Annotated in this window: 11 protein-coding genes and 1 tRNA gene; 11 read left to right on the top strand and 1 reads right to left on the bottom strand. The window is 72.2% G+C overall.

The features are described from left to right. Window positions 1-46: 46 nt before the first annotated feature. From priA to DAI17_RS15930, 7 genes are all read left to right on the top strand, one after another. The gene (gene priA / locus DAI17_RS15900; protein WP_107774202.1) at window positions 47-781 is read left to right on the top strand and encodes a bifunctional 1-(5-phosphoribosyl)-5-((5-phosphoribosylamino)methylideneamino)imidazole-4-carboxamide isomerase/phosphoribosylanthranilate isomerase PriA; all 735 of its coding nucleotides are present in this window, start codon (window positions 47-49) and stop codon (window positions 779-781) included. Continuing rightward, window positions 778-1,539 carry an imidazole glycerol phosphate synthase subunit HisF gene (gene hisF, locus DAI17_RS15905; RefSeq protein ID WP_107774203.1) on the top strand — a complete coding sequence of 254 codons (762 nt, stop codon included), beginning with the start codon at window positions 778-780 and terminating at the stop codon, window positions 1,537-1,539. The genes priA and hisF overlap by 4 nt, the downstream gene beginning before the upstream one ends. A 70-nt stretch (window positions 1,540-1,609) precedes the next feature. Next, window positions 1,610-2,494: an ABC transporter substrate-binding protein gene (locus DAI17_RS15910; RefSeq protein WP_107774204.1), complete on the top strand. Its 885-nt coding sequence runs from the start codon at window positions 1,610-1,612 to the stop codon at window positions 2,492-2,494. Continuing rightward, entirely contained in the window at window positions 2,494-3,381 is an 888-nt protein-coding gene (locus tag DAI17_RS15915; protein WP_107774205.1) for an amino acid ABC transporter permease, read from the top strand. The genes DAI17_RS15910 and DAI17_RS15915 overlap by 1 nt, the downstream gene beginning before the upstream one ends. A gap of 98 nt (window positions 3,382-3,479) precedes the next feature. Then, the gene (locus tag DAI17_RS15920; RefSeq protein ID WP_107774417.1) at window positions 3,480-4,199 is read left to right on the top strand and encodes an amino acid ABC transporter ATP-binding protein; all 720 of its coding nucleotides are present in this window, start codon (window positions 3,480-3,482) and stop codon (window positions 4,197-4,199) included. A 62-nt stretch (window positions 4,200-4,261) separates the two neighbouring features. Continuing rightward, window positions 4,262-6,157, top strand: coding sequence for an ABC transporter ATP-binding protein (locus DAI17_RS15925; protein ID WP_325049877.1), 1,896 nt, complete (start codon window positions 4,262-4,264; stop codon window positions 6,155-6,157). Further along, complete coding sequence (locus DAI17_RS15930) at window positions 6,154-7,971, top strand: ABC transporter ATP-binding protein (protein ID WP_325049878.1); 1,818 nt, start codon at window positions 6,154-6,156, stop codon at window positions 7,969-7,971. Before DAI17_RS15925 ends, DAI17_RS15930 begins: the two co-directional genes overlap by 4 nt. Window positions 7,972-7,990: 19 nt before the next feature. On the opposite strand, the gene DAI17_RS15935 is transcribed toward DAI17_RS15930, so the two are convergent. Beyond that, complete coding sequence (locus DAI17_RS15935) at window positions 7,991-8,410, bottom strand: SsgA family sporulation/cell division regulator (protein WP_107774207.1); 420 nt, start codon at window positions 8,408-8,410, stop codon at window positions 7,991-7,993. 209 nt (window positions 8,411-8,619) lie between these two features. Between DAI17_RS15935 and DAI17_RS15940 the strand changes: the two genes are divergently transcribed. The 4 genes from DAI17_RS15940 (at window position 8,620) to DAI17_RS15955 (ending at window position 12,003) form a co-directional block, all read left to right on the top strand. Then, window positions 8,620-9,114: a PGPGW domain-containing protein gene (locus tag DAI17_RS15940; protein ID WP_107774208.1), complete on the top strand. Its 495-nt coding sequence runs from the start codon at window positions 8,620-8,622 to the stop codon at window positions 9,112-9,114. 22 nt (window positions 9,115-9,136) lie between these two features. Then, a tRNA-Val gene (locus DAI17_RS15945) sits at window positions 9,137-9,208 on the top strand. Between the two features lie 159 nt (window positions 9,209-9,367). After that, window positions 9,368-10,870 carry an MFS transporter gene (locus DAI17_RS15950; protein ID WP_199905163.1) on the top strand — a complete coding sequence of 501 codons (1,503 nt, stop codon included), beginning with the start codon at window positions 9,368-9,370 and terminating at the stop codon, window positions 10,868-10,870. Beyond that, entirely contained in the window at window positions 10,867-12,003 is a 1,137-nt protein-coding gene (locus DAI17_RS15955) for an aminopeptidase P family protein (protein ID WP_107774209.1), read from the top strand. Before DAI17_RS15950 ends, DAI17_RS15955 begins: the two co-directional genes overlap by 4 nt. The last annotated feature ends 120 nt before the right edge of the window (window positions 12,004-12,123 follow it).

A 12,123-nucleotide genomic window follows, 5' to 3' on the forward strand; every position in this document is an offset into this window, starting at 1 on the left:
GTACCGGCCGCCCGGTGAGGACGGGACGCCCTCATAGGATCGGGGCATGGCCCCCTACCTCGAGCTCCTGCCCGCCGTCGACATCAAGGGCGGACAGGCCGTCCAGCTCGTGCAGGGCGTGGACGGGTCCGAGAAGCGCTTCGGCGACCCCGTCGAGGCCGCTCTCCGCTGGCAGGAGGCCGGCGCGGAGTGGATCCACCTGGTCGACCTGGACGCCGCCTTCGGCCACGGCCACAACCGCGAGCTCCAGGCCCGGATCGTCGGCGCCCTCGACATCCGGGTCGAGATGAGCGGCGGCATCCGTGACGACGAGTCGCTGGAGGCGGCCATGGCCACCGGCTGCCGGCGCGTCAACATCGGAACCGCCGCCCTCGAGCAGCCCGAGTGGTGCGCCCGTGCCATCGCGACGTACGGCGACCGGGTCGCGGTGGGCCTCGACGTGCGCGGCACCACGCTCGCCGCCCGCGGCTGGACCCGCGACGGCGGCGACCTCTACGAGACGCTGGCCCGGCTCGACTCCGAGGGCTGCGCCCGCTACGTCGTCACCGACGTCAACAAGGACGGCATGCTCCAGGGGCCCAACCTCCAGCTGCTCCGCGACGTCTGTGCCGCCACCAGCAGGCCCGTGGTCGCCTCCGGCGGCGTCACCACGCTCGCCGACATCGAGGCGCTCATGGGCCTGGTCGACGAGGGGGTCGAGGGCGCCATCGCGGGCACCGCGCTCTACGAGGGGCGCTTCACCCTCGAGGACGCGCTCGCGCTGACCAAGGGGTCCGCATGACCCTCGCCGTACGCGTCATCCCGTGCCTGGACGTCGACGGGGGCCGGGTGGTCAAGGGGATCAACTTCACCGAGCTGCGCGACGCCGGTGACCCCGTCGAGCTCGCCCGCACCTACGACGCGGAGGGCGCCGACGAGCTGACCTTCCTCGACATCTCGGCCTCCCACCAGGAGCGCGCCACCACGATGGAGGTGGTGTCGCGCTGCGCGGAAGAGGTCTTCATCCCGCTCACCGTCGGCGGTGGGGTGGGCAGCGTCGAGGACGTCGACCGGCTGCTGCGCGCCGGCGCCGACAAGGTGGCGATGAACACCGCGGCCATCCGCCGCCCCGACCTGATCGCCGAGGTCGCGGACCGTTTCGGCAGCCAGGTCCTCGTGCTCTCCGTCGACGCGCGGCGGGCGCCCGGCACCGACTCGGGCTTCGAGGTGACCACCCACGGCGGCCGCACGTCCGCCGGCATCGACGCGGTCGCGTGGGCCGCCCGCGCCGCCGAGCTCGGCGCGGGAGAGATCCTCCTCAACGCGATGGACGCGGACGGCACCCAGGACGGCTTCGACCTCGACCTCATCCGCGCCGTGCGCCGGGAGGTCTCGGTCCCCGTGATCGCCAGTGGCGGCGCGGGGGCGGTCGAGCACTTCCCGCCGGCGGTCGACGCGGGGGCCGACGCGGTGCTGGCGGCCACCGTGTTCCACTTCGGCACCCTCCGGATCAGCGAGGTCAAGGCCGGGCTCGCGGCCGCGGGCCACCCGGTGCGCTGACGGCGGTGACGCTCGTCCCACCGACGCGTCCGTGGAGCGCGGCGGGGTCCGGCGGACTTACGATTTCGCCATGCGCACCCTGACCCGGCCGCTCCTGGCCACCTCGCTCGCCACCGCCGTGCTCCTCACCGCCTGTGGCGCCCCCCGCGACGAGGCGGACACCGCCGACGACGCGAGCACCTCCGAGGAGACGACCGAGGCCGCCTCCTGCGACAAGGAGTCCCTGGAGACCCTCGAGCCCGGCGTACTCACGGTCGGCACCGACTCCCCGGCGTACGAGCCCTGGTTCGTCGACGACGACCCGACCAACGGCGAGGGCTACGAGTCCGCCGTCGCCTACGCGGTCGCGGAGCAGCTCGGCTTCGCCGAGGACGAGGTCACCTGGGTGACCGTGCCCTTCAACGCGGTGGTGAGCCCCGGCGAGAAGAAGTTCGACTTCGACGTCAACCAGGTCTCGATCACCGAGGAGCGCCGCAACGCCGTCGACTTCTCCAGCGGCTACTACGACGTGCGCCAGGCCGTCATCACCAACGCGGGGAGCGCCATCGACGGCGCCACCGCGATCTCCGACCTCGCCGACGCCAGGCTGGGCGCCCAGGTGGGCACCACGAGCTACAACGCCATCACCGAGCAGATCGGCACCTCCGAGCAGGCCGCGGCCTTCGACACCAACGACCAGGCGGTCCAGGCGCTCAAGAACGGCCAGATCGACGGCATCGTGGTCGACCTGCCGACCGCCTACTACATGACCGCCGTCCAGCTCGACGACGGCACGATCGTCGGCCAGCTGCCGCTGCCGGACGGCGAGGTCGAGCAGTTCGGCGCCGTGCTGGACAAGGGCAGCCCGCTCACCGACTGCGTCTCGCAGGCCGTCGACGCGCTGCGCGAGGACGGCACCCTGGACCAGCTCGCCGACGAGTGGCTGGCGCAGCAGGGCGCTCCCGAGCTCTCCTGATGCCGGACCTCGGGGCCGACGCCGAGGCCGCGACCCGGGCCACGGACTGGCACCCCTCGGCGGTCCAGCGCGAGCGCGACGCCTGGCGCCGACGCCAGACGATCCGGAGCGCGGCCGTCGCGGCCACGTCGACGGTCGTCCTGCTCGGCGTGGTGACCGCGCTCGTCGTCACCTCGCCGGGCTGGGAGCGCGTCCAGGAGACCTACTTCGACTGGGACAAGGCCGTGGCCTCGCTGCCGGCGGTGCTCGCGGGGCTCTGGCTCAACATCCGCGTGATGGCCGTCTGCGCGGTCGTGATCGTCGCGCTGAGCCTGACCATCGCGGTGATGCGCACGATCCGGGGCCCGGTGGCGTTCCCGTTGCGGCTGCTCGGGACGGTGTACGTCGACGTGTTCCGCGGCCTTCCTCTGCTGCTGGTGCTGTTCCTCCTCGGCTTCGGCGGGCCGGCCCTGGACCTGACGGGGCTGCCGACGTCCGCGCTGTTCTGGGGCTGCGCGGCGCTGGTGCTGTCCTACTCGGCGTACGTCGCGGAGGTGTTCCGGGCCGGCATCGAGTCCGTCCACCCGTCGCAGCGGCTGGCCGGTCGTGCGCTGGGGCTGTCCTACGCACAGACCCTGCGGCACGTCGTGCTGCCGCAGGCCTGGCGCCGGGTGCTGCCCCCGCTGATGAACGACCTGGTCTCGCTGCAGAAGGACTCCGGGCTCATCGCCGTGCTCGGGGTCATCGACGCCATCCGGGCCGCGCAGATCGAGACGGCCCGCGACTTCAACTACACGCCGTACGTCGTGGCGGGCTTCCTGTTCATCTGCCTCACCATCCCGATGGCGCGGCTGACCGACTGGTTCGCCCGCAAGCAGGGGTTCCACGGCGCGGGAGGGATGCTGTGAGGGACGGAGCCGAGCGAGGCACGAGAGAGCGACCGAGCTCACCGTCGGACGCTGTGAGCGACGGGGCCGATCAGGGCGCCAACGGGCTCGTGCTGGAGATGTCGGGCGTCCGCAAGGCGTTCGGGGACCACGTCGTGCTGCGCGACATCGACCTGTCGGTCGCGCGCGGCCAGTGCGTGGTGCTCATCGGTGCCAGCGGGTCGGGCAAGTCGACGCTGCTGCGCTGCGCCAACCTCCTCGAGGTGGTCGACGACGGCGTCATCACCTTCGAGGGTCGCGACGTGACCGACCCGAGGGTGGACGCCGACGAGGTGCGGGCCCGGATGGGCTTGGTCTTCCAGGCCTACAACCTGTTCCCGCACCTGAGCGTGCTGGGCAACGTGACGCTGGCGCTCCGCAAGGTCCACGGGGTGGCGGTCGACGAGGCCGAGGCCCGGGGGCTGGCCATGCTGGAGCGCGTGGGCCTGGCCGCCAAGGCGCAGGCGCGTCCCGACGACCTGTCCGGAGGACAGCAGCAGCGCGTGGCGATCGCCCGGGCGCTGGTGACCAGCCCCCGCCTCATGCTGCTCGACGAGGTCACCTCGGCGCTCGACCCCGAGCTCGTCGGCGAGGTGCTGGACCTGCTGACCGACCTCAAGTCCGAGGGCGTGACGATGGTCCTCAACACCCACGAGATGGGCTTCGCGCGCGACGTCGCGGACACCGTCTGCTTCCTCCACGACGGGGTCATCCACGAGTCCGGGACGCCCGCGCAGGTGATCGGCGACCCGCAGCAGGAGCGCACCCGCGCGTTCCTCTCGAGGCTGCGACTCGTCTGACCCCGAGGGTGCCCGTCCGATTGGGTCGCCGTCGGTGCCGGGGAATAGCCTGACGCCTCGCGATGGTTGCGACGGGCAACCTGTGCGTGGCGGGTGCTGCGCGGCGGGACAGGGACGACGACGAGGGGCGGGCGACACCGGTGGCAGGCATGGACGCGGGGCTCCGGGGATCGACCACCCGGGAGGGCTTCGCGGTCCTCGGCCACGCGATCCGTCGCGAGCCCGGCATCTTCGTCCTCTCGACGGTGGGGTCGGTGCTGTTCGCCGTGCTGACCGTCGCCGACGCCTGGGTGCTCGGGTGGGCGACCGACCACGTGGTCATCCCCGCCTTCGAGACCGGCGAGATCAGCACCGGCCTGCTCTGGGCCGTGCTGGCGCTCTTCCTCGGCGTGGCCATCCTCCGGGCGGTCGGCATCGTGGCGCGCCGGCTCGGCGCCGGCGTCATGCAGTACCGGATGCAGGCCCACACGCGCCGCGCCGTCACCCGGCAGTACCTCACCCTGCCGATGGAGTGGCACCAGCGGCACCCGACCGGCCAGCTGCTGTCCAACGCCTACTCCGACGTCGAGGCGGCCTGGGCGCCGATCGCGCCCCTCCCGATGGCCCTCGGCACCGTGGTGATGATGGCCATCGCGGTGGTCCAGATGCTGCTGGCCGACGTCGTGCTCGCGATGGTGGGCCTGCTGGTGTTCCCGGCCGTGGTGGTCGCCAACCTGGCCTACCAGCGACTCGCGTCGCCGCTGATGACGCACGCCCAGGCCCTGCGCGCCGAGGTGAGCGAGATCGCCCACGAGTCCTTCGACGGGGCGATGGTGGTCAAGACGCTGGGTCGGGAGACCCAGGAGACCGACCGGTTCCGCGCCAAGGCCCACCAGCTGCGCGACGTCAACATCCGGGCCGGGCGGATCCGGGCCGCGTTCGACCCGACCCTGGCGTCGCTGCCCAACATCGGCGTCCTCGTGGTGCTGGCCGTCGGGACCTCACGGGTGCTGTCCGGGCAGACCGACGCCGGTGACGTGGTGACCGTCGCCTACCTCCTGACCATCGTCTCCTTCCCGATCCGGGCGATCGGCTGGCTGCTGGGCGAGTTCCCGCGCTCCGTCGTGGGCTACCGGCGCACCGCGGCGGTCATCTCGGCCACCGGCTCGATGGTGTACGGCGACGCTGCCCTGCCCTCGTCGGAGCGCGGCGCCGTGCTCGAGGTCGACGGCCTGCACTACGCCTACGACCCCGGCGCCCGGCTCCTCGACGGCGTCACCTTCGACGTCCAGCCGGGACGGACGGTGGCCCTCGTGGGCCAGACGGCCTCCGGCAAGAGCACCCTCACCAACCTGCTCACCCGCCTCGTCGACCCCGACGAGGGCGCGGTGCGCATCGACGGCGTCGACCTGCGCGACCTCGCCCGCGGGCAGCTCGCCGGCGCGGTCGCGCTGGTCCCGCAGACGGCATTCCTCTTCGACGACACCGTGCGGGGCAACGTCACGCTCGGGGCCGACATCCCCGACGAGCAGGTGTGGGCGGCACTGCGCGACGCCCAGGCCGACGGCTTCGTCGCCGCCCTCGACGGCGGGCTCGACGCGCGACTGGGGGAGCGGGGCACCTCGCTGTCCGGCGGGCAGCGCCAGCGCATCTCGCTGGCCCGCGCGCTCGTCCGCCGGCCGCGGCTGCTGATCCTCGACGACGCCACGTCCGCCGTCGACCCCGAGGTCGAGGCCCGCATCCTCGCGACCCTGCGCGACGGCGCCACCGACACGAGCCTCGTGGTGGTGGCCTACCGCAAGGCCACGATCGGGCTCGCCGACGAGGTCGTGCACCTCGACGGCGGGCGGGTCGCCGACCGGGGCACACACCGCGAGCTCCTCGCCCGCAACCCCGACTACGCCCGGCTCGTCAACGCCTACGAGCAGGCGGCCCACGACGAGACGCCCGCCCCCACCAGCGCGGGAGGCGCCCAGTGAGCACCACGACGACCACCCGCACCGCCGCCGGCACCCGCATGGACAGCGGCGAGGACATCGGCGCCATCGAGACCATCCGCCGCGGAATGCGCATCTCGCCCGAGCTCAGCGAGGGCCTCGGCTTCACGCTGTTCCTCGCCATCGTGGCGGCCTGCGGCCAGGTCGTCGTGCCCATCGCGGTCCAGCAGACGCTCGACCGCGGACTCAACGGCCCCGACGGCCCGCAGCTGGGCTACGTCGTGTGGCTGGGCATCGGCTGCGCGGTCGCGATCGCCGTCACCAGCCTCGCGTCGTACACCATGACGAGCCGGCTCTTCGCCACCTCCGAGCGGGGGCTGGCGACGCTGCGGGTCAAGGCGTTCCGGCACGTGCACGACCTCCCGCTGCTCACCCAGAACACCGAGCGCCGTGGCGCCCTGGTCTCCCGGGTCACCAGCGACGTCGACCAGGTGAGCCAGTTCCTGGTGTTCGGCGGCCTGATCTTCGTGGTCAGCGTCGGGCAGATGCTCGTCGCCACCGTGATCATGGTCATCTACAGCTGGCAGCTGGCCCTGGTGGTGTGGCTCTGCTTCGCGCCGCTGTTCGTCTCCATCCGCTACTTCCAGCGCAAGCTGTCCCAGGCCTACGGCGTGGTTCGCCACCAGGTGGGCGTCCTGCTCGGCGCGATCTCCGAGCCCGTCGTCGGTGCCGCCACCGTCCGGTCCTTCGCCGTGGAGGACCGCACCCAGCGCCGCATCGACACCGCGATCGACGAGTTCAGGACGGCGAGCACCCGCGCCCAGAAGTTCACCGTCGTGTCCTTCTCGCTCGGTGGCGTCTCGGCCGGCCTGGCCAACGCCGGCGTGCTGATCGTCGGGGTCCTGCTCGGCTTCACCTCCGACATGACCGCGGGCAAGGTGCTCGCCTTCGCCTTCCTGGTCACCCTGTTCGTCGGGCCCGTGCAGATGGGCACCCAGATCCTCACCGACGCCCAGAACGCCATCGTCAGCTGGCGCCGCGTCATCGGGATCCTCGAGACGCCCGCCGACCTCGTCGACCCCGGCCCGGACGGACTCGTGCTGCCGCGGGGGCCGATCGACGTCACCTTCGACGACGTGACCTTCGCCTACCCCGGCGGCCCGCCGGTGCTCTCCGACGTCTCCCTGCACATCGACGCCGGCACCCGGGTCGCCATCGTGGGGGAGACCGGGTCGGGCAAGTCGACCTTCGCCAAGCTGCTGACCCGGCTGATGGACCCGGTGGAGGGCGCGGTGCTGCTCGACGGCCTCGACGTACGCCGCATCGCCCAGGACTCGCTGCGGCGCAGCGTCGTGCTGGTCCCCCAGGAGGGTTTCCTCTTCGACGACTCGATCGCCGCCAACGTCCGCTACGGCAGGCTCGACGCGACGGACGGCCAGATCCTCGCCTCCGCCGACGAGCTGGGGCTGCGGGACTGGCTCGATGCCCTGCCCGACGGGCTCGCGACCCGGGTGGGCCAGCGCGGCGAGTCGCTGTCGGCGGGGGAGCGCCAGCTCGTGGCGCTGCTGCGTGCCCACCTGGCCGACCCCGACCTCCTCGTCCTCGACGAGGCCACCAGCGCGGTGGATCCCCACCTGGAGATGCGCATCGGGCGTGCCCTCGAGCGACTCATGCAGTCACGGACGTCCGTGACGATCGCCCACCGGCTCTCGACGGCCGAGAACGCCGACGAGGTCGTCGTGGTCGACCGTGGGCGCGTGGTCCAGCGCGGCCCGCACCGCGAGCTGGTGGCGCAGGAGGGCAGCGTCTACGCCGGGCTCCACGCCTCGTGGGTGGCCCAGCACGACGCCCGCTGACGCGGGACGGCGGGACGGCTCAGACTGCGAGCAGCTGGGCGATCATCTGGTCGACGTCGAGGTGCTCGGCCTCGACGCCGGGCGGGCACACGTCCACGGTGCGCGCGATGAAGCGGGTGACGTCCTCGGTGCGCGCCTCGAGCACGAGCTCGCCGTCGGGGCTGGACAGCTCGACCTGCACGATGGCGGCGCCGGACTCGTCCAGGGCGGGCCAGACCCGGACGTCGCCCTCACCGGTGGGGTGGGTGATGCCGCGCATCAAGAGGTCCCGGCCGAAGGTCCAGGTGACCAGCGGGTCGATGTCCCCGAAGGTCATGGTGATGGCGAAGGCGTCCGAGCGTGCGTACCCGAGGACCGTGTCCAGCTCGTAGCGGCGGCCGTCGAGGTCCCGGCAGTACATCGTCACGTCGACGGCGACGTCCGCGGTGGTCTCGCGCATGTCTCTCCACTCTCTCTCGAGGCGCCCGACCGCTCGGACCCTCCCTCGGTGGGTAGGACGGCGGGGGTACCGACCTATGACGTGGGTTCAACGAGCCGATTCTCAGTGGGCTACGCCACACGTGGGAGCGCCCCGTAGGGTCATCTCGTGAGCGCAGCTGATCAGGCAGAACAAGTTTCACCCGCGCGGGCCCGGACGGGGAAATCCTGATGGGCGTCCCGGGGGGTGGCGCGGCGAAGCGGGTGGTCCTGGAGACCCTCGGCTGGGTGCTGCTGCTGGCGGGGGTGGCGGCCATCTTCCTGCCCGGACCCGGCCTGCTCGGCATCTTCGCCGGGCTCGCCCTGCTGTCCCAGCAGTACGACTGGGCCGAGAAGCGCGTCGAGCCGGTGCGCATCCGCGCCCTGCGCGGCGCCGCCGAGGGCGTCGAGACCTGGCCGCGCATCACCGCGTCGCTCCTGGGCGCCGTGATCCTGCTCGCGTGCGGTGTGCTGTGGATCCTCCGGCCGCCGGCGCCCGACTGGTGGCCGTTGGTCGAGTCCTGGTGGCTGCCCGGGGGGCTGTGGACCGGCGTCACCCAGGTCGCCTCGGCGTTCATCGCCGTGGGGCTCATCGTCTACAGCTACCGACGCTTCCACGGGAAGCCCGAGGCGGTCGCCGCGCTTCACCGGGAGGGCGATTCCGACGAGTCGCCGTCGATGCGTTAGAGTTCCCCGGCACCGCAACAGCGGGCGATTGGCGCAGTGGTAGCGCGCTTCGTTCACACCGAAGAGGTCACTGGTTCGAACCCAGTATCGCCCACCGATCCGGACCGCCTCCAGTCTTGCGACAGCAGGACCCGGGGGCGGTCTCGCTTTCTCCACCTCGCCCGTTGAGGGTGAAGGGCAGCCCGGCGGGCCCGGCTAGCGTCGTGGTCACGGGCGCCGCGGCTCGGGCGTCCCGTCAACGGAGGGAGCACACGTGGGCGATCCCGCACAGGTCGGCACCCGGGCGACCGGAGTGCTGGCGGCCACGTGCATCTCGACGCTCGTGGTCAATGCCAACACGTCCGCGGTGAGCATCCTGCTCCCCGCCATCTCCGAGGACACCGGCACCTCGGTCACGACGTTGCAGTGGGCCGTGACGGGGTACTCGCTGGTCGGCGCCGCCGTGATCGTCACCTCCGGATCGCTCGGCGACGTGTTCGGCCGCAAGCGGGTCTTCCAGGTTGGCCTGCTCCTGTTCGTCGTGTCCTGCGTGATGATCGCGCTCGCCGGGTCGGGGGAGATGGTGATCGCGGGACGCGTCATCCAGGGCGCGGCCGGGGCGACCATCCTGGCCTGTGGCCTGAGCCTCCTCACGGTCGCGACCTCTGGCGACCAGCAGCTCAAGTTCGTTTCTCTCTGGGGCGCCGCGGCCGCGGTCGGTGCCGCCGTCGGACCGCTACTCGGTGGTGTGCTGGTCGACGTCACCGGCTGGCAGGGCCTGTTCTGGATCGACGCCGGCGTCGCGGTGGGCTGCATGCTGCTGGCCTACGCCACCATCGCGGAGTCGCGGGACGAGGGCCGGTCGCGTTCGATCGACTACCTCGGGACCATCTTGATCGCGCTGACCCTGGTGCCGTTGATCTACGGCTTCACCGGGAGCGGGGACTGGGGCTGGATCTCTGCCCGCACCTTGGGCTGCTTTGCCGCCTCGGTCGTCGCCGGTCTCCTCTTCGTGCTCACCGAGAAGCGGGTCGCCGTCCCACTCCTCGACCTCGCCCTCCTCCGCAACCGGGTCCTGGTCGGCGCCACGATCTGCATCCTCATCGGGGCCGGCACCATCAACGGCCTGATGTACCTGGTCAGCCTCTACTTCCAGAACCCCGCGGCCCTCGGCTTCAGCCCGCTCCAAGCAGGCATCGCCACGCTGCCCGCCACCGTCGGCCTGGTCGTGGTCGCGCCGTTCGTGCCCCGGTTCGCCAAGAAGCTGGGGGGCCGCCAGGTGATCGGCGTCGGCTTCATCCTGATGGCCGCCGGGTTCGCCGGGATCGGGCTGGTCCAGGCGTCGTGGACCTACACCGCGTTCCTGCTGCCGATCCTCGCGATCGCGGTCGGCATGGGCCTCTCCAACGGCCCGTCGTCCTCCGCCGCGACAGCGTGCGTTCCGCAGGCCCAGGTCGGTGGGGCGTCCGGTGTCTCCAACATGGCGCGCTACGTCGGCGCAGCCGTCGCCACCGCGCTTGCCGCCAGCATCTACGGCAGCGTGCAGGCCAACCAGCTCGACGACGGCGCCAGCGCGTCCGATGCGCTGGCATCGGGCCTCTCCGCGGCCTCGTGGCTGATGGCCGTCATCAGCGCCCTCGGCATCCTGCTCGCAGTCGTCGCGATCCGCCGGCACAAGGCGGCCCAGGGCACCACCCAGGACGCTGCCGCCTCGGCCGCAGCCCACCTCCACACGTTGCCGACCACGGCGACGGCAGCATCCGGGAGCACCTCATGACCCAGGCACAGCCGCGCCCGCCGGCGCCGTTCACCAGCGACGAGTACGCCGCGCGGATGCGACGGGCCCTGGCCGACGCCACCCAGGCCGGCCTGGACGGTCTCATCGTGATGCCGGGTCCGGAGCTGGTGTGGCTCACGGGCTACCGGCCGACAGCGATCACCGAGCGCCTGACCGCCCTCGTCCTCGTGCCCGACCGGGAGCCGACCCTGCTGGTGCCGGTCCTCGAGCGGCCGGACGCGGAGGCAGCCGCCGGGGCGCCCGGCCTCACGATGGTGGACTGGGCCGACGGGGAGGACCCCTGTGCCAGGGCGGGCGCGCTGGTCCATCCTGGGGCGACCATGGGCATCTCGGACTCGGCTTGGGCGATGCACCTGCTGGGCCTGCAGGAGGCCGTTCCCGGCAGCTCCTACCGGTCGCTCACGCACAGCCTGCCCATGCTCCGTGCGGTCAAGGACGAGCGCGAGCTCGCCCGGCTGGCGGCCGCCGGCGCTGCGGCGGATGCGACCTACGAGCAGATCCTGCGTGTGCGGTTCGCCGGGCGCAAGGAGACCGACGTGGCCGCGGACCTGGCTCGGCTGTTGCTGGAGCACGGGCACGAGCAGGTGGACTTCACGGTCGTCGGGTCGGGTCCCAACGGGGCCAACCCGCACCACGAGGCGGGGGACCGCACCATCGAGGTGGGTGACGCCGTCGTGCTCGACTTCGGCGGGCTCATGGACGGCTATGGCTCCGACACCAGCCGTACCGTGTGTGTCGGCGATCCGTCCGCCCGGCTCCGCGAGGTGCACGAGGTCGTCCGGCAGGCGCAGCAGGCAGGGTTCGAGGCGGTCCGTCCCGGCGTCGCCTGCCAGGAGGTCGACCGCGCGGCCCGGAAGGTGATCACGGACGCGGGGTACGGCGAGCGCTTCATCCACCGGACCGGGCACGGCATCGGTACCACGACGCACGAACCGCCGTACATGATCGAGGGGGAGGAGCAGCCGCTCGTGCCCGGGATGTGCTTCTCCGTCGAGCCGGGCATCTACCTCCCCGGGGAGCTCGGGGTCCGGATCGAGGACATCGTCACGGTCGCCGAGGCCGGGGGGCAGCGTCTCAACAACACCGCGCGCGAGCTCCGGGTCGTCGAGTAGGCAACGGAGGCACTCGTGCCCCTCAGATCACCCGTCACGGGTGAACCCCAAGTGTCGGGGAAATCTCCAGACTGCTGGGGACCGAGCACCCGAGCGTGGGAGGGACCGATGCGTACCAAC

It is taken from the genome of Nocardioides sediminis (assembly GCF_003047295.1).
In the GTDB taxonomy this organism is placed as follows: Bacteria; Actinomycetota; Actinomycetes; order Propionibacteriales; family Nocardioidaceae; genus Nocardioides; species Nocardioides sediminis.